The 22,567-nt window shown below is 70.9% G+C and carries 22 protein-coding genes; 8 read left to right on the forward strand and 14 right to left on the reverse strand.

Annotated elements, in window-relative coordinates; translation table 11 throughout:
* Positions 1-32: 32 nt before the first annotated feature.
* Complete coding sequence (locus tag OG219_RS03125) at positions 33-668, reverse strand: hypothetical protein (RefSeq protein ID WP_266822593.1); 636 nt, start codon at positions 666-668, stop codon at positions 33-35.
* Positions 669-963: 295 nt separating this feature from the next.
* Here OG219_RS03125 and OG219_RS03130 point away from each other — a divergent pair, with 295 nt between their 5' ends.
* Positions 964-2,130: a glycoside hydrolase family 64 protein gene (locus OG219_RS03130; protein WP_266835982.1), complete on the forward strand. Its 1,167-nt coding sequence runs from the start codon at positions 964-966 to the stop codon at positions 2,128-2,130.
* Positions 2,131-2,185: 55 nt separating this feature from the next.
* Here OG219_RS03130 and OG219_RS03135 read toward each other — a convergent pair whose 3' ends face one another.
* Complete coding sequence (locus OG219_RS03135; protein WP_266822595.1) at positions 2,186-3,304, reverse strand: sulfite oxidase; 1,119 nt, start codon at positions 3,302-3,304, stop codon at positions 2,186-2,188.
* A 36-nt stretch (positions 3,305-3,340) separates the two neighbouring features.
* Positions 3,341-3,994, reverse strand: a complete 654-nt coding sequence (locus tag OG219_RS03140; protein ID WP_266822597.1) for a TetR/AcrR family transcriptional regulator — start codon at positions 3,992-3,994, stop codon at positions 3,341-3,343.
* 116 nt (positions 3,995-4,110) lie between these two features.
* Between OG219_RS03140 and OG219_RS03145 the strand changes: the two genes are divergently transcribed.
* Complete coding sequence (locus OG219_RS03145; protein WP_266822599.1) at positions 4,111-4,674, forward strand: NAD(P)H-dependent oxidoreductase; 564 nt, start codon at positions 4,111-4,113, stop codon at positions 4,672-4,674.
* A 105-nt stretch (positions 4,675-4,779) separates the two neighbouring features.
* A complete protein-coding gene (locus OG219_RS03150; RefSeq protein WP_266822601.1) occupies positions 4,780-5,457 on the forward strand; it encodes an AIM24 family protein in 678 nt (225 codons plus the stop codon).
* A 64-nt stretch (positions 5,458-5,521) separates the two neighbouring features.
* On the opposite strand, the gene OG219_RS03155 is transcribed toward OG219_RS03150, so the two are convergent.
* The 3 genes from OG219_RS03155 to OG219_RS03165 all read right to left on the reverse strand — a co-directional run bounded on the left by OG219_RS03155 (position 5,522) and on the right by OG219_RS03165 (position 9,691).
* The gene (locus tag OG219_RS03155; RefSeq protein WP_266822603.1) at positions 5,522-7,288 is read right to left on the reverse strand and encodes a M4 family metallopeptidase; all 1,767 of its coding nucleotides are present in this window, start codon (positions 7,286-7,288) and stop codon (positions 5,522-5,524) included.
* A gap of 217 nt (positions 7,289-7,505) precedes the next feature.
* On the reverse strand, positions 7,506-8,579 hold the full coding sequence (locus OG219_RS03160) for a polyprenyl synthetase family protein (protein ID WP_266822605.1): 1,074 nt from the start codon (positions 8,577-8,579) through the stop codon (positions 7,506-7,508).
* Positions 8,576-9,691, reverse strand: a complete 1,116-nt coding sequence (locus OG219_RS03165; protein WP_266835983.1) for a tetratricopeptide repeat protein — start codon at positions 9,689-9,691, stop codon at positions 8,576-8,578. Before OG219_RS03165 ends, OG219_RS03160 begins: the two co-directional genes overlap by 4 nt.
* Positions 9,692-10,004: 313 nt before the next feature.
* Here OG219_RS03165 and OG219_RS03170 point away from each other — a divergent pair, with 313 nt between their 5' ends.
* Positions 10,005-10,895: an aminoglycoside phosphotransferase family protein gene (locus OG219_RS03170; protein WP_266822607.1), complete on the forward strand. Its 891-nt coding sequence runs from the start codon at positions 10,005-10,007 to the stop codon at positions 10,893-10,895.
* A gap of 81 nt (positions 10,896-10,976) precedes the next feature.
* Here the strand turns inward: OG219_RS03170 and OG219_RS03175 are convergent, their stop codons facing one another.
* Together OG219_RS03175 and OG219_RS03180 are read right to left on the reverse strand one after the other, a co-directional pair.
* Positions 10,977-11,915 (reverse strand): sigma-70 family RNA polymerase sigma factor, encoded by a 939-nt coding sequence (locus OG219_RS03175; protein WP_266822609.1) that lies wholly within the window; start codon positions 11,913-11,915, stop codon positions 10,977-10,979.
* A gap of 10 nt (positions 11,916-11,925) precedes the next feature.
* Entirely contained in the window at positions 11,926-13,116 is a 1,191-nt protein-coding gene (locus tag OG219_RS03180) for an NAD(P)/FAD-dependent oxidoreductase (RefSeq protein ID WP_266822611.1), read from the reverse strand.
* Between the two features lie 185 nt (positions 13,117-13,301).
* On the opposite strand from OG219_RS03180, the gene OG219_RS03185 reads away from it, so the two are divergent.
* Entirely contained in the window at positions 13,302-13,928 is a 627-nt protein-coding gene (locus OG219_RS03185) for an alpha-ketoglutarate-dependent dioxygenase AlkB (protein ID WP_266822613.1), read from the forward strand.
* A 12-nt stretch (positions 13,929-13,940) separates the two neighbouring features.
* Here OG219_RS03185 and OG219_RS03190 read toward each other — a convergent pair whose 3' ends face one another.
* The 3 genes from OG219_RS03190 to OG219_RS03200 all read right to left on the reverse strand — a co-directional run bounded on the left by OG219_RS03190 (position 13,941) and on the right by OG219_RS03200 (position 17,282).
* Positions 13,941-14,546, reverse strand: coding sequence for a TetR family transcriptional regulator (locus OG219_RS03190; RefSeq protein ID WP_266822615.1), 606 nt, complete (start codon positions 14,544-14,546; stop codon positions 13,941-13,943).
* On the reverse strand, positions 14,543-15,988 hold the full coding sequence (locus tag OG219_RS03195) for an MFS transporter (RefSeq protein ID WP_266822617.1): 1,446 nt from the start codon (positions 15,986-15,988) through the stop codon (positions 14,543-14,545). Before OG219_RS03195 ends, OG219_RS03190 begins: the two co-directional genes overlap by 4 nt.
* A gap of 91 nt (positions 15,989-16,079) precedes the next feature.
* The gene (locus OG219_RS03200) at positions 16,080-17,282 is read right to left on the reverse strand and encodes an FAD-dependent monooxygenase (protein WP_266822619.1); all 1,203 of its coding nucleotides are present in this window, start codon (positions 17,280-17,282) and stop codon (positions 16,080-16,082) included.
* A gap of 196 nt (positions 17,283-17,478) precedes the next feature.
* Between OG219_RS03200 and OG219_RS03205 the strand changes: the two genes are divergently transcribed.
* Entirely contained in the window at positions 17,479-17,847 is a 369-nt protein-coding gene (locus OG219_RS03205) for a tyrosinase cofactor (protein WP_266822621.1), read from the forward strand.
* 33 nt (positions 17,848-17,880) lie between these two features.
* Positions 17,881-18,705 carry a tyrosinase family protein gene (locus OG219_RS03210; RefSeq protein WP_266822623.1) on the forward strand — a complete coding sequence of 275 codons (825 nt, stop codon included), beginning with the start codon at positions 17,881-17,883 and terminating at the stop codon, positions 18,703-18,705.
* Between the two features lie 11 nt (positions 18,706-18,716).
* Here OG219_RS03210 and OG219_RS03215 read toward each other — a convergent pair whose 3' ends face one another.
* From OG219_RS03215 to OG219_RS03225, 3 genes are all read right to left on the reverse strand, one after another.
* Positions 18,717-19,421, reverse strand: a complete 705-nt coding sequence (locus tag OG219_RS03215; RefSeq protein ID WP_266835984.1) for a ribonuclease H — start codon at positions 19,419-19,421, stop codon at positions 18,717-18,719.
* A 1-nt stretch (position 19,422) separates the two neighbouring features.
* Positions 19,423-20,442, reverse strand: a complete 1,020-nt coding sequence (locus OG219_RS03220) for a helix-turn-helix transcriptional regulator (RefSeq protein ID WP_266822625.1) — start codon at positions 20,440-20,442, stop codon at positions 19,423-19,425.
* Positions 20,443-20,547: 105 nt separating this feature from the next.
* A complete protein-coding gene (locus tag OG219_RS03225) occupies positions 20,548-21,357 on the reverse strand; it encodes a VOC family protein (RefSeq protein ID WP_266822627.1) in 810 nt (269 codons plus the stop codon).
* A gap of 142 nt (positions 21,358-21,499) precedes the next feature.
* Between OG219_RS03225 and OG219_RS03230 the strand changes: the two genes are divergently transcribed.
* Entirely contained in the window at positions 21,500-22,516 is a 1,017-nt protein-coding gene (locus OG219_RS03230) for a zinc-binding alcohol dehydrogenase family protein (RefSeq protein ID WP_266835985.1), read from the forward strand.
* Positions 22,517-22,567 lie beyond the last annotated feature (51 nt).

Below are 22,567 nucleotides of genomic sequence, written 5' to 3' on the forward strand. Positions count from 1 at the left end.
GACCGGGGCGGGGCGGCGAGCCGGGCGCCGCGTCAGTATCGCTGGGCCTTGGCCAGCCGAGCGGTCAGCTTGGGTTCGACGGGCGACCTGCTGATGGCGACGGGCTCGGCCCGCTTGCCGGGTTCCAGGTCCTGGGCTCCGACGAACCTGGTCTCCACGACCTTGCCGTCGGAGTCCTCGAAGTCGACCTGTACGGCGTACGAGGCCTTCGTGTCGGTCTTGTTGGTGATGGCGACGAGCACGGCGAGGAGTCCGCCGGTCTGCGCTCTGGGCAACCCGGTGATGGCGACTTCCGACGTCGCGTTGCCGGAGCCCTGCACGTTCTTCAGCTCCGCCTCCGCCGCCTTACTGGCCCGCGCAGTGTCGGCCGAGACGGAGGCCGCGAACTCGGATGCCGCGGCCGATACGGACGAGGCCGCCGCCGACGCGGAGGCACGCGCGGAATCGATGACCGAGGCGCCGGCCGAGGCGAGCGCTGACGGCGCCGTTCCGGTGAAGGAGGACTCGTTCGGCGCGGTGGGGCGCGGGCTGACGGAGGTACCGCTGTCGTTGCCGCTGTCCGTGCTGCACGAGACGAGCGCGGCGCCGCAAGCGAGCGTGGCCAGGAGGGCGGCGGTCCTGCGTGATCGGCTCGATCGGCCGGTGCCGGAGGGGATGCGTCTGGTCATGGGGGCTCGTCCTCTTCCTGCCGTACGGGACTCCCCCATGCTCGGCGCCGAGGCCGGGCGGCGCGAACGGCGCGGGCCCATTGGAGTGCCGGGCCGCTCTTCGGACGACCGCGGTGCCGCTTCCTGTCCGGGATGGGACGCGAACCGACCGACTCGAAATTGGACCAGACCAGTACTGCAGAAAGCGTTGACATGTACGCAACCCGGCGGAATTCTGAGAGCGCTCTCAGAAAGACCGGAGGCCCCCACCCGAAGGAGGAAGAGCGTGCTCGGAAAACTCAGATGGCGGTCCATGATGGTGGCCGCGGCCACCCTCGCCGCGGCCCTGTTCACGTTTGGGGCCCCGTCGGGGGCCGAGGCCGCCGTCCCGGCGACCATCCCGTTGAAGATCACCAACAACTCGGCCCGCGGCGACGCGGTCTACATCTACAACCTCGGAACCCTGCTGACGACCGGACAGCAGGGCTGGGCAGACGCGAACGGCACGTTCCACGCCTGGCCCGCCGGCGGCAATCCGCCGACGCCCGCGCCCGACGCGTCGATCGCCGGACCGGCGAACGGGCAGTCGAAAACGATCCGGATGCCCAAGTTCTCCGGCCGGGTCTACTTCTCCTACGGTCAGAAGCTCGACTTCCGGCTCACCACCGGCGGTCTGGTGCAGCCGGCCGTGCAGAATCCGAGCGACCCGAACCGCAACATCCTGTTCAACTGGTCCGAGTACACGCTCAACGACGCCGGTCTGTGGATCAACAGCACGCAGGTGGACATGTTCTCGGCCCCGTACGCCGTCGGAGTCCAGCTCGCCGACGGGACGACGAAGAACACCGGTCACCTCAAAGCGGGCGGGTACAACGGGTTCTTCAGCGCTCTGCGGGGACAGCCGGGCGGCTGGGCGAACCTGATCCAGACCAAGCCGGACGGCACCGTCCTGCGGGCCCTCGCCCCCGGTCACGGAGTCCAGGTGGGCGCGCTGCCCAGCACGGTCATGAACGACTACATCAACCGCGTGTGGACGAAGTACAGTTCGTCGACGCTGACGGTGACTCCGTTCACCGACCAGCCGAACACGAAGTACTTCGGCCGGGTCTCAGGGAACGTCATGAACTTCACCAACAGCGCCGGAGCGGTCGTCACCAGCTTCCAGAAGCCTGACGCCGACAGCATCTTCGGCTGCTACAAGCTCCTCGACGCCCCCAACGACCTGGTGCGCGGCCCGATTTCACGCACCCTGTGCGCGGGCTTCAACCGCTCCACGCTCCTGGTCAACCCCAACCAGCCGGACGCCAGTTCGGCGAACTTCTACCTGGACACGGTGACCAACCACTACGCCCGCAAGATCCACGCGCAGATGGCCGACGGCAAGGCCTACGCGTTCGCCTTCGACGACGTCGGTGCCCACGAGTCGCTCGTGCACGACGGCAATCCGCAACAGGCCTACATCACCCTGGACCCGTTCAGCTGACGGGGCCTCCGGGCGGCCGGGGTGCTTGTGCGACTCCGGCCGTCCGTACGGGGGTTCAGTCAGGGGCCACGCAGAGAACGGGAACCCGCTGGACGAGGTTGACCGCGAAGCCTCCCCGGTTCCACGGCTGATCCAGCGGCTGCGTGTGCCCCTCCGCATCGGTGGCCCGCGCGCCGAGTACATGACTGCCGGGCGTGGCCGTCCACGGGAAGCGCCAAGTCCGCCAGGACCAGCGGTGCTTGCCGGCCGGGTCCAACTCCGCCTCGTACCACGTGCGTCCGTCGTCCGTGCTCACCTCGACCCGGGCGACCGGCGCGCGTCCGGACCAGGCCCGTCCCTCCAGCGGCACGGCGCCGGGCCGCACCACCCGCGCCCTGGACATGAAGTCCGGGAAGCCGGGCGGGACCAGCAGGGCGCGCGGGGCGATCCTGGTGACCGGTTCGCCCTCCTCCCCGGCGTCCTGGCGTAGCCGGTAGGCCACGGCCTGCTGGAAGCCGGTGAACGGTGTGTCGGTCACCGTGATGTCGCGCAGCCACTTCACGTGCGCCATGCCGTACCAGCCGGGCACCACCAGTCGCAGCGGACGCCCGTGCTGCGGAGGCAGCGGGGCGCCGTTCATCTCGTACGCGACCAGAACCTCGGGCTCACCGCCGGTGGCCACGTCCAGCGGAAGCGCACGCTGGTAGTCCTGCTCGATGCCTCGCTCGACCCCGTGGTCGGCGCCGGTGAACACCACGTCCACCGCCCCGGCCCCGACTCCGGCCTCGGCGAGCAGCACCCGCAGCGGCACGCCGGTCCATTCCGCCGTACCGACCGCCTCGACCAGCCACGGCTGACTCACCGGCCGCGGCGTCAGCAGGGCCCGGCCATTGCCCGCGCACTCCATGGTCACCCGCTGCGTCACCGCGGGATACGACTTCAGCTCGTCCATTGTGAGTACCAGCGGCTGCCGCACCCGGCCCCCGAGGTCCAGTCGCCACGAGGAGTCTTCGGTGTACGGGATGTCGTAGTGCGTCAGTACGTAGTGCAGCCCCGGAGGGGTCACGTCGTACCGCAGGGCCTCCAGCGGCAGCCCGTGATTGCGGGCGGCGAGGGCCAGCTCCTGCCCGCTGATGCCCTCACCTGCCCCGGCCACCTGGGCAGGCCCGCTCACGTCGTCTAGGCGATGCGCCATGCCCGTATTGTCCTCCCGAGCCGCGGGGTACCGCTATCAGACGGTGGCGGTGCTCCGGTTCACCAGGTCGTGCCAGCCGGACTCCAGGCGTTCGAGCGGCATGCCGCACTGGCGGGTCAGGTGGTTGATCAGGGCCGGCTCCAGATATCCCATCAGCGTCTGGGCGATGAGCTCGGTGTCCGCGGCCGGGACCGCCTGGCGGAGCAGCATCGCTACATGCATGAGGCGGACGCGGTAGGGAGCCAGGCTGAAGCGGCGGGTGACGTCCGATTCGGCGGCGAGGTACAGGTCGAGCTGGTCGGACATCTGGCGCAGGGCGCCGATACCGAAGGCATGCAGACGCTCCACCGGTGAGGCGCCGGGGCCCATCGGGGACGGGCCGCTGAGGAACGCGGCCTGGAACTGCTGCTCGGTGTGGTCCAAGAGCGCCATCAGCAGGCCGGTGCGGTCGCCGAACCGCCGGAAGACGGTCCCTTTGCCGACCGATGCCGCGCAGGCGACGGCCTCCATCGTCACGTTGGCCACCCCGCGCTCCTCCACCAGCCGGGCGGCGGCCTCCAGCAGACGCGCGCGGTTGCGCGCCGCGTCGGCGCGCAGCTGCGGGGCGCCACCCGGGGGCTCGAGCTCCATGAGAACCGGCTCGCCGGACGGTTCCTGTCGCTTCGGGAAGGGCGGCAGAGGGGTCGACATGAATGCAGCGTAACGGCAGACAGGGACAACTGGACTGCGGTCCGCTTCAGTGGTACAAATTTAAACGGACCTCGGTCCGCTTTGTTGCCGCAATGTTTCAGCTTCGGGAGTTATCCATGTCCGTACAGATCCTCGCTCTCGTCGGCAGCCTGCGCGCCGGCTCCCACAACCGCCAGCTCGCCGAGGCGGCCGTCAAGCTCGCGCCCGAGGGCGCCGAGGTGGCGCTCTTCGAGGGCCTGGCCGAGATCCCCTTCTACAACGAGGACATCGACGTCGAGGGCAGCGTGCCCGCCGCTGCTGCCCGTCTGCGTGAGGCCGCGGGCCGCGCCGACGCCTTCCTCCTCTTCTCGCCGGAGTACAACGGCACGATTCCGGCCGTGCTCAAGAACGCCATCGACTGGCTGTCCCGCCCGTACGGCGCCGGCGCCTTCACCGGCAAGCCGGCCGCCGTGGTCGGTACCGCGTTCGGCCAGTTCGGCGGCGTGTGGGCGCAGGACGAGGCCCGCAAGGCCGTGGGCATCGCCGGCGGCACCGTCCTCGAGGACGTCAAGCTGTCCATCCCGGGCTCCGTGACCCGCTTCGCCGACACCCACCCGGTCGACGACACCGAGGTCGCCGCTCAGCTCACCGAGGTCATTCACGCCCTCTTCGGCCAGGCCGGCACGCCCGCCGCCGCCTGACAACTCCCGTGCGAGGCCGGTCCGGTTGCCCCGGGCCGGCCTTTCACGTATCTCCAAGTCGCCTAGATCCTGGCGGAACTCAACCCTCCGGGCCAAGATGCCCGCATGAAGGGTGATCTCTTTTCCAGTGACCACATGGTGCAGTCCGCCGTCGCGCCGGGCATGACCATCCAGAACGCCAAGTCGATCAAGTACGCCGTCAGCGGCGACATGTTCGCACGCCAGGGGGCGATGATCGCCTACCGGGGGAATCTGCAGTTCGAGCGCAAGAGCCAGGGCGTGGGCGGCATGCTCAAACGGGCCGTCACCGGTGAGGGGCTGCCGCTGATGACCGTCCGCGGGCAGGGCGAGGCCTGGTTCGCGCACGAGGCACAGAACTGCTTCATCGTCGACATCGAGCCGGGTGACGTGTTCACCGTCAACGGGCGCAATGTGCTGTGCTTCGACGCCACCGTGTCGTACGAGATAAAGACCGTGAAGGGCGCGGGCATCTCGGGCGGCGGCCTCTTCAACAGCGTCTTCACCGGCCATGGCAGTCTGGGTCTTGTCTGCGAGGGGAACCCGCTGGTCATCCCCGTCTCACCACAGCAGCCGGTGTTCGTCGACACGGACGCGATCGTCGGCTGGACCGCCAATCTCCATACCTCGCTGCACCGTTCGCAGTCGATCGGCTCGATGATCCGCGGCGGGTCCGGCGAGGCCGTGCAGCTCAAGCTGGAGGGCGAGGGGTACGTCGTCGTACGGCCCAGCGAGGCGACGCCGCAGAAGGCTCAGCAGCACTGAGACCCGGACGGCCTGAGGGTGCCCCGGTGGCGGCACACCCTCAAGCCGTCGGTAGTGCCTTCCCTTACTGCCCGTTGGCAGCGGTGACATTGACGGCGACCCAGGCCTTGGCCACCGTCCTGTACTCCGTGCTGCTCGCCCCGTACATGTCGGCGGCGGCCTTGAGCGTGGCCTTCCGCGCGTCGTGGAAGTCGGTCGTGGAGACCATGTAGCGGGTCAGCGCGCGGTAGAAGATCGCCGTTGCCTTGGCACGTCCGATGCCGGTCACCCGCGAACCGTCGTACGTGGGCGAGTCGTACGTGACGCCGCCGATCGTCTTCCTGCCGCTGCCCTCGGCGAGCAGGTAGTACGCGTGCGAGGAGACGCCGGAGCCCGCGTGGACCTCGGTGTCGTAGACCTCGGGCGACCAGTAGTCGACCGCGCCTTCCAGCTTGTCCAGGGAGGGGCGGTCGAGGCGGCGCAGGAACTTCTGCGCCAGGCCGAGCTTCTCGCCCACCAGGTAATTGGGCGGGTTCTTGGGGTTGTTGGCGGAGAACTCGACCGCCGAGCCGAAGATGTCGGCGAGGGACTCGTTGAGGGAACCCGGCTCGCCGTACTGGTTGCCGTCCTGGTCCACGCGGGTGGGTTCGAGGGCTGCGGTCGCGTCGACGACCCCGTGGGTCAGCTCGTGACCGGTGACGTCGAGGACGACCAGCGGCTTCTTGAGCATGTCGCCGTCTCCGTCGCCGTACAGCATGCAGCCGCACGTCGAGTCCCAGAAGGCGTTGCCGACCTTGTTGCCGAAGTGGACCATCGCGCGGGCGCCCGCGCTGTTGTTCTTGATGCCCTTGCGGCCGAAGGTCGCCTTGTAGAAGTCCAGCGTCTTGGTGATGCCGTACTGGGCGTCGACCGCGGCGGTGACCCGGCTGGAAGTGGCCCCGTTGCCCCACTTGTTGTCGGCGTCGGTGAACTTCTTGCCGCGCGCGAAGGCTTCCAGTTCCTGGCCCCTGGCGTCCCGCGTCTCGGTGTTCCACCGGGTGGGGTCCTTGAGGAGGTAACTGGTGCGCGCGGTGCGGGTGGTGGTCAGCGTCACCTTGCCCGCGAAGAGGGAGGTACCGCTGCCGGTGGCCTTGACCGGGTATGTGGTGGCGGCTGTCGCGCCGAGGAGTCCGGCCGGCGGAGCCGACGTACCCGTCTCGGGGTTCAGCTGCTCGCCCCGCTCGCGCAGCGTCTCTCCCAGGCTGGGCGAGATGAACTCGTCGCTGTCGGGGATGTTGCTGCGTATCCGGCCGGACCGGGCGTCCACCACGACCGTGCGGGAGCCGCCGGCCTCGGCCGTGTCGCTGTCCGTCACCCGCACCTGGTAGGCGAGTGCGGCCGCGCCGTCACGGGCGTCGACGACGAGTTCGGCGGCGCCCGCGTCGCCCTTCGCGACCGCGGCGGCCTTCTGCTCTGCCTGCTGCGGCGTCAGCTTCGCCTCGGTGGTGGCCGGTTGGACGGCATGGTCGGCGGCCCGGGTCACGCCGAGATAGTCGGACTGCTTGCCGAGGTGGACGACCAGGTCGCCGCCGAGGACCGGCATACCGAGGTGGGTGCGGACGAAGCGGACGTGCTGCTTGCCGTCCGGGTCCGTCATGACGTCCTTCGCCTGCAAGGTGTCGCCCTGGCTGACGCCGGTGGCCGAGGCGTGGGCGAACGCGGCCGCCCGGGCGGCGTCCACCGGTGATGAGGCCGAAGCCGCGGCGCGTACCGGCGAGTCGGGCACGGCCGCGAAGGCGGGGCCGGTCGGGAGCGTGACGGCCGTCGTCACCGCGACGGCGATCGCCACGCGGCGTATGTGGGGTCTACGCACTGTTTTCCTTCGAACAGGGGCGGCCGGGATCGCCAACCGCCCTGACGCACGGCACCGTTGAGCGCCGTGGGGACTGTCGGGTCCCGGGGCGACAGATGTTCGAGGAGATGAGGAGGTTGCCTGGTGGGAAGCGTTGACACGTGCATGTGACCGAGGTCGCAGCGCTCCTCCGGCCCGCGGTGGAGAGAAGCCGGGCGGGACCGGAGGCGAAGTGGTGTCAGACCACCCGGTGGGCGAGGGACGACAGCAGGGTGCGCAGGTCACGGGCGGGGCGCGCGGCCAGGGACGCGCTCGCCAGGAGTGTGTGCGCGGCGCCGAGATGGCGACGGGCTTCGCGCAGAGCGGCGGAACGGCCGCCCGCCTGCTCGACGAGCGTCGCGGCCCGGCGGACGGCGGTGTCGTCCAGGGCGGCCCGGGAGGCAAGGAGTTCGGCCAGCGCGCGGTGGTCGGGGCCGTGCAGGGCCGCGAGGACCGGGAGCGTCTTCTTTCCCTGCCGCAGATCGCTGTGGACCGGTTTGCCGGTGACCGCCGGATCTCCCCAGATACCCAGCAGGTCGTCCGCGATCTGGAAGGCCACGCCCAGATGACGTCCGGCGCCGTCCAGCGCTTGCGCCGTCTCCCGTGGCGCTCCCGCCAGTTGAGCCCCCAGGGCCAGTGCGCAGCCGAGCAGGGCGCCGGTCTTGTGCTCGGCCATCCGCTCGTACTCCCCCACGCCCACAGCGTCGGGGCCGGTCCAGGGCCGGTGGGCGAACAGCAGGTCGTCCGCTTGGCCACGGACCAGATCGCCGAGGGCAGTGGTCAGATGGCGTACGGCGGTGGCGCCATGCGAAGTCGCGGGCGTCGCGGTGAGGGTCTGCACGGCCAGGGCGAACAGCGCGTCCCCCGCGAGAACGGCCGGGCCCGTGCCGTACGCCTTCCACACCGCGGGGCGGCCCCGGCGCAGTGCGTCGCCGTCCATGATGTCGTCGTGCAACAGCGAGAAGGTGTGCACCAGTTCCACGGCGACCGCGCCCGGCACACCCGCGTCGGCGGAGGCACCGGCCGCCTCCGCGCCCAGGACTGCGAGCGCCTGCCGTACGCCCTTGCCCTGACTGTGCGTCGCGGGGGCACCGCCCACCTCGCAGCGGCCCAGCGCGTATCCGGCCATCTCCCCCACCCAGGGGTGCAGTCCGCCGATCGCCTCCTCCAGTGCGGGGGCGACGAGTTCGCGGCAGCGGTGCAGGATCTGCGGGGCGGCGGGGGCGTCCGGCGGGGACTGCGGGTACTGCGCGGATATGGACAGGAGCGTCATCGTGCGACCTCCGTGCCGGCGCCGTCGGCCGAGTGGGCCATGGCATCCGCGTCATCCGCGCCTGTGACCTGCCCGGCAGACGGCAGGAGACCGAGGCCGAGTTCCGTCCGTGCCCGCTCGACCATCCGCCGGGCGTGGCGCAGTCCGATGCTCTCCAGTACGCGGGCCAGTTCGGCCAGGTCCGCGGCGGTCTCGGCGCGGTCGCGGCCGAGGCGGGCCAGGGACTTCACCAGGCCGAGTCGGGCAAGGGCCCGGCCGCGGGGCTCGCTCATCGCCTCGAACTCCGCCAGCGCCTGCGTGTAGACGTCGCGCGCCTGCTCGTAACGCCCGGCCCGATACAGGACGTTGCCGCGCATCTTGTGGTTGTAGGCGAGCGCACCGGACAGGTTCATCGCACGGCAGGACGCCTCCGCCTCGCTCAGCAGCTCCAGCGCGCGGTCGAGGTCCTCGTCACGTACGGAGACGATGTCCGCGAGCCCGCGCAGGGCCCAAGCGTGACCGCGCCGGTCCTCGGCTCGCGCGGCGATCTGGGCCGCCTCCTCGAACATGGCGTACGCCGTGTCGTAGGCGCCGGTGTTGCGGTGTATCTGCGCGATGCCCTCCAGGGCCCATACGGTGTGGCGGGCCTCGCCGCGCTTGCGGGCCTCGGCCAGGAGTTGTTCGTGCAGTTCGGTCACCGCCGCGTAGTCGCCCTGGATGCGGCCGGTCTCCGCCAGCCCCGCCAGGGAGTAGCCGCGCACCACGACGTCCCCGGCGTGCTCGCCGAGTTCGGCGGCCAGCCGCAGCAGCCGCCACGCCAGCGGGAACGCGCCACGCTGCCTGGCCAGCGTGCCGCCGCTCCACAGCGCCCACGCCATCGCTCCCTCGTCCCCGGCCTCGCGGGCCGTGCGGTAACTCGCCTTCCACGCCCGGTCGGCGTCCGCCACCTGTCCGAGGCGCCGGTGCGCCTCGGCTACCGCGAGACCCGAACGCGCTGCTTCCGCCCGCGCGCCCACGCGCTCGGCCGCGCGGAGTTGCTCGGTGCCGGCCGCGAGGACATCGGTCAGTGAGGAGTTCACGGACAGGGTGGTCAATGCGCCCTGGTACTCCGGGGCGAAGGCCTTGCCGTACATGGATACCTTTCGGTCTGCCATCGGTCGACGCATAGGAGCGCTGACCAGTGGTGCTGGCTGTTGGGTGCCGACGCGCCAGGCCAGTACCTATACGCCTCACGTATACACACCATGTATACACAGGGAGTATAGTGCGCTGGATTTCCACACGGAAATACGTCCGGGAATCCCTCGCCGAGTACGGTCGACGCGCCGCCCACTCGTTACCGATCAAGACGACACCGGTGGCCGCAGGGTTGCCTGGCGTTGTGAAGAAGCCCGAACCAGCCTCAGGATTGCGGGCGTTGACCTTCGACCCCGAGAGCAGGCGCTGATGTCCGCAGGCCCCATGCACGCCCACGAAGTGCCGATCGACGACTCGCTCGTACGGCGGCTGCTGGCAGCGCAGTTCCCCCGCTGGGCCGGCCTGCCACTCAAGCGCGTCACGTCGTCCGGGACCGTCAACGCCCTCTACCGACTCGGTGACGACATGGCCGTACGCCTCCCCCGCGTCCCGGAGGGCGCCGGCGACGTGGAGAAGGAAGCACGGTGGCTGCCGCTCCTCGCCCCACTGCTTCCGTTCGCCATTCCCGAGATCCTCGCGACCGGAGCGCCCGGCGAGGGATACCCGTGGTCCTGGAGCGTGCTCCGCTGGCTCGACGGCGAACTCCCCGCGCCTGACACCCTCATCGACGCGGACGGGCTCGCCGCCGACCTCGGTCTTTTCGTCGCCGCGCTGTGGCGGGTCGACCTGCCGGGCGGACCGCCCGCCTACCGGGGCGGGCCGCTGGCATCCGTGGACGCCGAGACACGCTCCTCGCTCGGCGAACTGGACGGCATGATCGACACATCCGCCGCCACGACGGCCTGGGAGGCGGCGCTGTCGGCTCCCCTCTGGACCGGGCCGGCCGTGTGGCTGCATTCCGACCTGATGCCCATGAACCTGCTCACCCGCCAGGGCCGCCTCAGCGCCGTCCTCGACTTCGGCACCCTCGGCACCGGGGATCCGGCCTGCGACCTCATCCCCGCCTGGAACCTTCTCCCCGCCGGAGCGAGACCCACGTTCCGGCACGCGACAGGCTCCGACGACGCCACCTGGGCACGCGGTCGCGGCTGGGCCCTCTCCATGGCCCTGAACCAGCTCCCGTACTACCGCACGACGAACCCCGTGATGGCCGCCAACGCCGAGCATGTGATCCGCGAGGTCCTCGCCGATCCCGAGTGAATGCGACTTCGAGCAATGGGTGGCCAGGGGCGCTCGGATCCGAACTGCATGGCGGGGTCCACCGGATTCCAGTGGCGCCGGTCACCACGCGTTGATGACCGGCGCGTCGGGTTTGTGCTGCCGCCAGGCCTCGCCGAGGCGCGCGAGCCGGTCCGCGGCGGCGACGCCGCGCAGGGACGCGACCTTGCCGTCGCTGACCTCGAACGCCACGACGCCCACGACCCGGTCGTCGACGACGGCAAGGACCGCCGGGGAGCCGTTGACCTGCGCGACGTACATCGCGGGCGAGCCGCCGGCCAGCCGCCGCTTCGCCGGCGTGGGCTTGAAGCCGGCCCGCACATAGGAGGCGACCCGCTCACGCGTCGTGTACCGCAACAGCCGCTTGGCCAGTCCGGCGCCGTCCGAGACCGCCGTCACGTCGTCGGTGAGCAGCGCCACCAGCCGTTCGGTGCGCCCCGACGTGGCGGCGGCGATGAACTCCTCGACGACCCGGCGCGCCGACACGGGGTCGGCCTCGCCGCCGCGGCGGCGCTCGGCGGCGACCCGGATCCGGGCCCGGTGGACATGCTGCTGGCTCGCGGACTCGGTGATGTCGAGGATCCCGGCGATCTCGGCGTGGCCGTACGAGAAGGCCTCACGCAGAACGTAGACGGCCCGCTCGACCGGCGAGAGGCGCTCCAGGAGGGTCAGCACGGCCAAGGACACCGATTCGCGCTGCTCGAAGGTGTCGGCCGGTCCGAGCATCGGGTCGCCGTCGAGGAGCGGCTCGGGCAACCAGGCACCGGCCGCCCGCTCGTGGCGCGCCTGCGCCGAGCGGAGCCGGTCGAGGCAGAGATTGGTGGCGACCTTGGTCAGCCACGCTTCCGGCACCTCGACCCGTTCGCGGTCCGCGGCCTGCCAGCGCAGGAACGTGTCCTGCACGGCGTCCTCGGCGTCGGCGGCCGAGCCGAGCAGACGGTATGCCAGCGAGGCCAGCCGGCCCCGGCTGGCCTCGAACCGATCGAGGGCTGCGCTGTCCATGCGGAACAGCCTATGCAGCAACCCTCGCACCTGCCCGGTCGGGCGCGGTGGCCAGGCGGCGCTTGCGCTTCGGCATGCCGAAGGTGGGGTGGACGATGGCCCACCCGGCCGTCTTGAGCACGCTCGACTTGAGCCGCGCGGCGGCCTTGCCGCCCAGGTACCAGGACTTCGACCGCACGTCTCCGTCCACCATCTGGAAGATCGCGTCCCGCCGCCCGAGGCTGATGTGGTTGCCGTAGTACTTCAGTGCGGTGTTCGGGACCTCGCTGCCCGTCAGGCGCGCGATGATCGCGGCGGTCGCCTGCATGTTGGTGCAGCCGGCCGACCCGCAGGACATCGGCAGCGGCCGGCCGTTCTCGCCGATCGCGTAGGCGCAGTCACCGGCGGCGTAGACGTCCGGGTGCGAGACCGAGCGCATGGTCCGGTCGACGACGATCTGGCCGGTCTCGGCGACCTCCAGGCCACTGGCGGCCGCGATGGGGTGCACGGCGAACCCGGCCGCCCACACGGTCACGTCGGCCGGGATGGACCTGCCGTCCGCGGCGATCGCCCGTGTCGGCTCCACGGCTTCGATGCCGGTGTGCTCGTGGACGGTGATGCCAAGCCGGTCGAAGGCCTGGCGCAGGTGACGGCGGGCCTTCGGGGAGAGCCAGGCGCCCAGCTCGCCGCGGGCGGCGAGCGCGACCGAAAGATCGGGCCGGGACTCGGCGAACTCGGTGGCGGTCTCGATGCCGGTCAGCCCCTCCCCGACGACCAGCACCGTGCCGCCCTCGCCCAGGCCGGCCAGGCGCTCGCGCAGACGCAGCGCCGAGGACCGGCCGGTCACATCGAAGGCGTACTCGGCCACGCCGGGGACGCCATGCTGGGCCACGGAGCTGCCGAGCGCGTAGAGAAGCGTGTCGTACGCGAGCTCGCCGTCGCCGTCCTCGTCGGTCACGGCGACGGTCCTGTGCTCGGGGTCGAGACCGGTGACGCGCGCCAGGCGCAGCCGCACCCCGGTGCCCGCGAAGACGTCGGCGAGCTTGCGGAACGCGAGGTCCTGGCCGATCGCGAGCTGGTGGAGCCGCATCCGCTCAACGAAGTCGGGCACGGCGTTGACGACGGTGATCTCGGTGTCGGCGGGGGAGAGCCGACGCGCCAGGTTTCCGGCGGCGAAGGCCCCGGCGTATCCGGCGCCGAGTACGACGATGCGGTGCTTCATGGCGTTGCTCCTGTCTCGTTCACGTGCCCTCTGAACGGGACGGAGCCCCGATTGCTGACAGGAGCCGGGTGTGACGCGGGTCACCGAACCGGGGCGAGCGACTGAGCCTCCGACAGACGCTTGGGCCGTTCCTGTCATCCCCTCACGCATGGAACATACATTCGATTACGGAGTACGCTGACCCCATGTCCACGCACCTCCAGGGCTCCCTCTTCGACCAGACCGACAAGCCGCGCCTCACCCCGCTGAAGGGGATGCGCCGGACCGCGCTGGGCCACGGCGCCTGGATCGACCTGCTGCCCGGGTGGCTCGGTGGGGCCGACGCCCTCTTCGATCGGCTCGTCGGCGACGTGCCGTGGCGGGCCGAGCGGCGGAAGATGTACGAGCAGGTGGTGGACGTACCGAGACTGCTCGCCTACTACGCCGAGGGCGACGCGCTGCCGCATCCGGTTCTCGACGAGGCGCGGGACGTTCTGTCCGCGCACTACGCCGCCGAGCTCGGTGAAGCGTTCACCACGGCCGGGCTCTGCTACTACCGCGACGGCCGCGACAGCGTGGCCTGGCACGGGGACCGGATCGGGCGTGGCGCGCGTGAGGACACCATGGTCGCCATCCTCTCCGTGGGCGCCCCGCGCGATCTGCTGCTGCGTCCGCGCCGCGGAGGGGACACCGTGCGGCGTCCTCTCGGGCACGGCGACCTGATCGTGATGGGCGGCTCCTGCCAGCGCACCTGGGAGCACGCCATCCCCAAGTCGGCGCGGGCGGCGGGACCTCGGATCAGCGTCCAGTTCCGCCCGCAAGGGGTGAACTGAGCCGCCCGTTCCTCACACCGGGCGCGTGAGGTGAGCCTGCACCGTCGGGCCGTACCGTTCGACGATGTCCTCGATCGCGGTGGCACGCAGACTGGTGCCGCGGGCGATGCCGTACATGACGCCGAGACCGAGCAGGGTGCTGACGGCGAGCTCGGCGCGCAGGCCCGCGTCGGGGCCGGTGAGGCGTTCGGCGAGCCGGTCGCTGACCTGGGTGCGGAAGTTGGCGCGCAGTATGTCGCCCTGCTCGCCCTGGAGCGGGGCGAAGACGATCCGCAGGATGGGATCGGCGCCGCGCTCGGTCTGGCCGACGAGCAGCTGGCGGACCATGTGCCGACCGAGGTCCTCCAGTGGCGCGTCCAGCAGAGCGGCCGTGTCGGAGTCGAAGGACATGACACGCGCGAACAGCGCGTCCTTGTTGCCGAAGTACTTCAGGATCAGCGGCGGGCTCACCCCGGCCCGATCGGCGACCGCCTTGAGCGTGATGTCCGCGTGGGCGCGGCGGGCCAGCAGATGGCGGGCCGCGCGGAGGATGGCCGCCTTCGTCGCCTCGGCGTCGCGGCGCGGCGGGGCGGTGGCGGATGCCGTGAGACCGGGGGGCGGGCTGGTCACGGTACTCATGCTCCTTCGAGTGCCTCGTCGCGGGACGCTTGGGTACGGTCGCTGGCACGTCCGGTGTCACGGGAGGCGGGGTCGGCGGGTATCGCGAGCGCGGCGGCGCAGGCCACCAGGGCGACCGTACCCGCCAGGGCGAAGGCCAGCAGATAGCCGTGCAGCGTGGGCACGGGGGCGCCGCCGATGAGGCTGGTGTGGTGGACGAGCACGGCGGCGACGGCGGCACTGCACACGGCCTGGCCGATGGTCCGCATCAGGACGTTGACGCCGTTGGCGGAGGCTGTCTGCCCGGCGGGCACGGCGCGGATGATGAGGGTGGGCAGGGCCGAGTAGGCGAAGGTCGTTCCGATCGACACGACCGTGGCGCCCAGGATGATCGCCCACAGGTCGCGGCTGTCCGCGATGCGCAGGACATAGCCGAGGGCGATGACCGCTGCGCCGATGGCCAGCGTCACCCGCGGGCCGCGGGTCGTGGAGATGCGTGCCGAGACGGGCGAGAGCAGCAGCATGGTCACACCGCCGGGCAGCAGGCACAGGCCGGTCGCCACGATGGACAGCCCGAGCCCGTAGCCGGTGGCCTCGGGCGCCTGCACGAGTTGTGCGGTCACCAGGGTGTTCGAGTAGAAGGCGAAGCCGGTCAGAAGGGCCGCCACGTGCGGCAGCGCGACACGCGGACGGGTAGCCAGCTTCAGGTCGACCAGGGGCCGTTCGGCTCGACGCTGCTGCACCCACCACAGGGTCAGGATGACCACGCAGGCCAGGAACAGGCCGAGGATCCGGGGGCTGCTCCAGCCCCACTGGCCGCCCTGCGACACGCCAAGGAGCAGACAGACCAGGCCCGCGGCAAGCCCCAGCGCGCCCAGCGTGTCGAAGCGGCCCGGCTCACGGACGGGCGACTCGCGCACCGCCCAGGAGGCGAGCGCGAGACCGAGGGCGCCGAGTGCGGCCGTCGCCCAGAACATGACGTGCCAGTTGGCGTACTGGACGATCAGCGCGGCGAGCGGCAGGCCGAGGGCGGCTCCGATGCCCAGGGTGGAGCTCATCATCGCCACCGCGCTGCCCGTACGTTCCGGCGGCAGTTCGTCCCGCAGGATGCTGATCGACAGCGGCACGACCGCGGCCGCCGCGCCCTGCAGGGCCCGCGCCGCGATGAGGATGCCGATGTCGGAGGTGACGGCGCACACGAGCGAACCCAGCGTCATCATCGCGAAGGCGATCAGCAGCACGCGCCGCTTGCCGTACATGTCTCCCGCCCGGCCCAGCACGGGAGTGAGCACCGCTCCGGCCAGCAGGGTCGCCGTCACCATCCAGGAGACCGCGCCCGCCGAGGCGCCCGTCAGCCGGGGAAGGTCCGGCAGCAGCGGCACCACCACCGTCTGTGTGACGGCCATGACGATCGCGCCGAACGCAAGCACCGGGACCGTCAATCGCTCACGCAGAGCCGCCATGGGTACTCCAGGAGTCCAAAAAAAATAGGTGAATAGCAATTCACCATAGCTAGTGAATCGCTATTCACCAAAGAAACCCGGTCATGGACGGCTACCGCTGAGTGCGGGCCTGCACCGTTCGCGCCAGCCGCGGCCCCAGCCAGCGCTTGAACCGGCGCAGCGCCTCCAGCTGTCCGGCCGCGCGGTCGAGCCGGTAGTACAGCTGCGGGGGGACGTACGGCAGCAGCGGCGAATGGCGCTGGCCGAGCAGGGCGAACATCTGCGCCGGCGGGAGGTGGATGTAGCGCGGGAGGTTCTCGTACCACTGGGCGCTGTGGCGGGCCGCGCTCTGGATCGACAGGAGCGCGGCCCTGCGCTCCTGCTCGTAGTGGGCGAGGGCGGCGTCCAGGTCCGGGATCTCGTGCAGCGCTCCGGCCAGCGAGAGGGCGTCCTCCAGCGCGAGGGTGGTGCCCGCGCCGATCGAGTAGTGCGTGGTGTGGGCGGCGTCGCCGATCAGGACGAGGTTGCCGCGCCGCCAGGTCCGGTTGGTCAGGGTGCGGAAGTTCAGCCACTGCGAGCTGCCGTCGCTCTGCGCCCGCCCGATCAGCCCGTGCCCGTCGAGGAGGTCGGCGAAGAGCTTCTCGAGAAGGGCGAGACCATCACCCTCACTCGCCGCGTCGAGCCCGAGACCGGTCCAGGTCTCGGGAGAGCACTCGACCACGCAGGTGCTGTGCTCCCCGCTGAACGCGTAGGCGTAGCACCAGATCCAGCCATGATCGGTCTCCACGAAGGAGAAGGTGAAGGAGTCGAAGACCTTGGTCGTGCCGAGCCAGACATAGGTGTTCCGCCCCAGCGCGACGTCGCTGCCGAAGTGGTCGGCGTAGCGCTCCCGCAGGGCGCTGTTGACTCCGTCGCCCGCGACGACGAGATCGGCGTCGGGCAGCCGGTCGGCGGCGACCTCGTGCTCGAACTCGACGTGCACGCCGAGGGATTCGGCCCGCTCGGCGAGCAGGTCGAGCAGTCGGCGGCGGCCGATTCCGAACCCCTCGTCGCCGTGGTGCACCGTCGCACGTCCGCCGACCTGGGCGACCCCGTCGCTCCAGCGGACCGAGTTCTCACTGACGGCGCGCGCGGACTCGGGGTCGCCTTCACTGAGCTTGTCGAGCAGGCCCGCCCAGTACGTCACCCCCCAGCCGTAGGTCGATCCGGCCGGATTCCGTTCGTAGACGGTGATGTCGTGGGACGGGTCCTGGCGCTTCATCAGGATCGAGAAGTACAGGCCGGCGGGTCCGCCACCGACGCACGCGATCTTCACGCGCACTCCCTTTGTTGCACATTGCGGTCAATTGACTGCGAAGCGTAACAGGGGAGGGCCTCGCGGCAGCTTGCGCACGACATTTACTTAATTGTCCGGATCACAGCCAACCGACATTCGGCGATTTCTCCCACACTCTGACGAACCGATAGGCATACCGAGTCGTTCAACAGGGCCCGATACAGGAGGACTTCGTATGCCGGATCTCACCCGTCGCCGTGTCATGGGCGCGGCGGCCACGCTGACCGCCGTGGCCGCTTCCCAGCCCCTCACCGCACCAACGGCATCCGCCGCCGGACCCGACCACAGCGGGCCCGGCGCCTTCGACGAGGTCTACCAGGGCCGCCGTATAGCCGGACGGCCCACCAGCGGGAGCGGGCACCATCACGGCGCCGGATACGCCGTGTTCATCGACGGCGTGGAGCTGCACGTGATGCGCAACGCCGACGGCAGCTGGATCAGCGTGGTCAGCCACTACGACCCGGTGGCCACCCCACGCGCCGCCGCCCGCGCCGCGGTCGTGGAACTGCAAGGGGCCCCGCTCGTCCCGTTCCATGCCAACTGACCTGCCCCGCAAGCAGACTGTGGAGTTCCGCACATGACCGTACGCAAGAACCAGGCGAGCCTGACCGCCGACGAGAAGCGGCGTTTCACCGACGCGCTGGTGCAGCTCAAGCGCAGTGGCCGCTACGACGCCTTCGTCAGGACACACAACGCGTTCATCGTCGGCGACACGGACGACGGCGAGCGGACGGGCCACCGTTCACCGTCGTTCCTCCCCTGGCACCGCAGATTCCTCATCGAGTTCGAGCAGGCACTGCAGTCGGTCGACCCCGCCGTCGCCCTGCCGTACTGGGACTGGAGCACCGACCGCACCACTCGCGCGTCCCTGTGGGCGCCCGACTTCCTCGGCGGCACCGGGCGCAGCCGGGACGGCCAGGTGATGGACGGCCCCTTCGCGGCCTCGGCCGGCAACTGGCCGATCAGCGTGCGCGTCGACAGCCGTACCTACCTCCGCAGGTCGCTCGGCGGTAGCGCCCGGGAGCTGCCCACCCGCGCGGAGGTGGAGTCCGTACTCGCAATGGAGACGTACGACATGGCGCCGTGGAACAGCTCCTCGGACGGTTTCCGCAACCACCTCGAAGGCTGGCGGGGCGTCAATCTGCACAACCGGGTCCATGTCTGGGTGGGCGGTCAGATGGCCACCGGCGTGTCCCCCAACGACCCGGTGTTCTGGCTCCACCACGCCTTCATAGACAAATTGTGGGCCGACTGGCAGCGCCGTCACCCCGGCTCGCGCTATCTGCCGCTGGGCGGGACCCCGGACGTCGTCGACCTCGACGAGACGATGAAGCCGTGGAACGACGTGCGGCCGGCGGAACTGCTGGATCACACCGCGCACTACACGTTCGACATGGCCTGAGAGTCTGACGGCTACGCGTCGGCCGTCTCCGTCGTACGGCACTCGGGGTGGCCCCAGCCGGAGCCGTTCTTGGCGATGGGCTCGCCCGCCGCGTAGGAGCGTCCGCACAGGCAGCGGCCGGGGAACTTCGCCTTTATCGTGCGGGCCGGGCCGCCCTGCCGCGCGGTCTTGGCGGGGGCTCGGCGGCGCGCGGCGGCGGCCGGGACCGCGTCGGGAGCGGCCGGCGGCTGGGGGGAACCGAGGTCGCTGCCCGCGGGCTCCTGGACGATCGCCGCCTGGCTCGCGGCCCGGTCGGCGAAGTCGTTGAGGCGGTCGCCGTCGACCTGGTGCGCGGGGACGTAGCGGAACTCGACGGTGCGCCCGGCGAGGAGTTCGTCGATGCGGGCGACCAGTTCCTGGTTGGCGACGGGCTTTCCGGAGGCCGTCTTCCAGCCCTTGCGCTTCCAGCCGGGCAGCCAGGTGGTGACGGCCTTCATCGCGTACTGGGAGTCCATCCGGATCTCCAGCGGGACGTCCGGGGCGATCGCCGTCAACAGGCGCTCCAGCGCGGTGAGTTCGGCGACATTGTTCGTCGCGGTGCCCAGCGGGCCGGCCTCCCACCGGGTGGGGGTCTCGTCACCGTCGGCCACGACCCAGGCCCATCCGGCGGGTCCCGGGTTCCCCTTCGACGCCCCGTCACAGGCGGCCACAACACGTTCAGGCATGGCCCCGATGATGTCACGGTCGGACGGCTGCTCCGGTACCGGGTCGAAGCCCGCCACTGCTGCCGAGCAACCGCTCTCCCAGCGCGGTGGCCGTGTGCAGGACGTACTTGCCGTCGCGGCGGCTGGCCACGAGTCCCCCGTCGCGCAGGACGCCGATCTGGTAGCTGGCGCTGGGCAGCGCGATCCCCACGGCCGCGGCGACCTCGGAGGTGGTGCGGGCGTGGCGGCCCGCCACCTCGGCGAGTACGACGCTGCGGGTGCGGCCCAGCAGGCGTTCGAGCCCGTCGTCCGCGGCGCGTGCGACAGCGAGGGGTGCCTTCGCCACCGGATAGACGAGCACCGGGTCGAGCCCGGGGTCGGCGAGTGCGGTCGGCCGGCGCCAGCAGAAGAACGAGGGGACGAGGAGCAGGCCGCGCCCTTCCAGATGCAGATCGCGTTCGATGGGGTAGTCCACCTCGAGCACGGGAGATTTCCAGCGCGCCAGCGGACGCAGTCCGTCGAGGAGTGCCTGGGTGCCGCCGTCGAGGAGGTCCCGGGAGCGCAGGTCGACGTCGTCGGCGACCGCCGTGCGGATGTGCGGCCAGTACGGCTCAAGGAGGGCGCGGAAGTAGACCCCGAGGGCGTTCGCCAGTGACTTGAGCGGGTCGCCGCCCGGTCTGCCCAGTGAGGTCGCCCAGTTCGGAACGGGGCGGGAGTCGGCCAGCCGTGTCAGGTCGCGCACCAGCCGGGTGCGCGGGGTGCGCCGCACCTGGTCGAGTCCGGCCGGCAGATCGCCGCCGGTGACCGAGGGCGTGAGGAAGTCCGGTATGTAGCCCGTCGAGGGAATCAGCGACCGCAGCGGGCGCAGCGCTCGGCCCGCGACCGGGTCTCTGGAGAGCCGGTCGCGGGCCGAGCGGCGCCAGTGACCGAAGTCGAGCGGTCCTTGCCCGGTCTCCAGCCGGCAGACGCTGCACACCAGTTCCCACAGCGGATCCGGTTGCCGGGCCACGCGGATGTTCTGCAGATCGTGCGACGTGAAGTGGATGCGGAGCATGCGGTCTCCCGCGATTCTTGTGGGGGGTCGGTCACCCGAAGGTGCGGCGGCCACAAGAAGGGACGAAAAACCGCGTCCGCGTGGTTGCCCTCGCGGGCGAAAGGTTCAGGACACGTCGGTCATCTTGGGCATGTCGCCCTCGGTCGTGGTGAGGTCGATGACGGAGAACGACGCGCCCTGCGGGTCGCTCAGCGCCGCGAACCGGCCGAACGGGCTGCTCATGGGCCCGAAGCGCAGAATGCCGCCGCGTTCGGTCGCCTTCGCCACTGCCGCGTCGCAGTCCTCGACGGTGAAGTAGACGTTGACGTACGACGGGACCTCGGGCGGGAAGTCGTCCGTCATCTTCATCCGGCCCAGGACGGTGTCCTCGCCGACGTTGAAGATCCTGAAGTCCATCTCGGGTCCGTCATGGGGTCCGTCCATCTGCTTCGCGCTGAACGGGAAGACGGCGGGGAGGAACGCGTCGGTCTTCTCGGGCTCACGGGTGAAGACCTCGGCCCAGGCGTACGCGCCGGGCTCGGAGATGGCCTCGAAGCCCTCGTGGGTGCCGGCCTGCCAGACCCCGAAGACGGCGCCGCTGGGCTCGCTGGCCAGGGCCATCGTGCCGAAGTCGCCGACCTGCATCGGCTCCATCAGGATGGCGCCGCCGTTGTCGCGGATCTTCTGTGCGGTCGCGGCGGCGTCCGGCGAGGCGAAGTAGAGGCACCAGGCGGACTGGCCCTCCTGCCCCGGCATCGGCGGGACGACGGCGGCCACCGCTTTGCCGTCCTTGTACGCCTGCGTGTAGTTGCCGTACTCGCTGGCGGACTCGCCGAACGTCCAGCCGAGCACGTCACCGTAGAAACTCTTGGCCCCCTCCATGTCGCTGAACATCGCGTCCGCCCAACAGGGCGTTCCCTCGGGTTGTACGGCCATGACGTCGACCTTCTCCGGTTGGGTGACTGGTTCCACGTTTCACGCTAGCCAGGCGCGGCCCGGGCCGCGCGCCGAACGGGACGTTCCGCACCAAACTGGAGAGCGGACAGCGGGGGTCGTCGACGGGACGGGGCACGGGATGATGCACGCGTGGGAAGCGGTCCGGCCCGGGCCGATCGAGCAGGGGCCGCTGCGCTTCGTCGAGAAGCCGGTGCCGGTGCCGCGGGCCGGCGAACTCCTCGTACATGTCCGCGCCTGCGGTGTCTGCCGTACCGACCTGCACGTCGCCGAGGGAGACCTGCCCGTGCACCGGCCGGGTGTGACGCCCGGGCACGAGGTCGTCGGCGTGGTCGCGGCACTGGGCGAGGACGTGCGCGCTTACGCCCTCGGCGACCGGGTGGGCGTCGCCTGGCTGCGCGGTACGGACGGCACGTGCCGGTACTGCGTGCGCGGGGCCGAGAATCTCTGTCCGGCGTCCGAATACACCGGCTGGGACGCCGACGGCGGCTACGCGGAGTACACAACCGTGCCGGCGGATTTCGCGTACCGGCTGCCCGGCGACCTGGACGACGTCGCCCTGGCCCCGCTGCTCTGCGCGGGCATCATCGGCTACCGCGCGCTACTGCGGGCCTCGCTGCCGCCGGGCGGGCGGCTCGGTCTGTACGGGTTCGGCGGCAGTGCCCACCTGTGCGCGCAGCTCGCGCTGGCGCAGGGCGCCACCGTGCACGTACTGACGCGGGACCCGGCGGCCCGGCGGCTGGCGCTCGCCCTGGGGGCGGCGTCCGCCCGCGGAGCGTACGAGGAGCCCCCCGAGCCGCTGGACAGCGCGATCCTGTTCGCGCCGGTCGGCGACCTGGTCCCGGTGGCCCTGCGGGCGCTCGACCGGGGCGGAGTCCTGTCCGTCGCCGGGATCCACCTGAGCGACACACCGCCGCTCCACTACGAGCGGGAGCTGTTCTACGAGAAGGAGCTGCGCAGCGTCACCTCGAACACACGCGAGGACGGGCGGGCCTTCCTGGCGCTGGCGGCTCGCCACGGCATACGCGCGACGACACACACGTATCCGCTCTCACGAGCCCAGGAGGCCCTGCAGGACCTCAAGGCCGGCCGCTTCGACGGTGCCGCCGTGCTGGTGAACGACATGCCGCCCCGGCACTGACCGGGGTGCGGGCCCGTCTCCCCCGTGCGTGGATGGACCCAGGCGTGTGTG

It is taken from the genome of Streptomyces sp. NBC_00038, assembly GCF_026343635.1.
Lineage (GTDB): Bacteria > Actinomycetota > Actinomycetes > Streptomycetales > Streptomycetaceae > Streptomyces.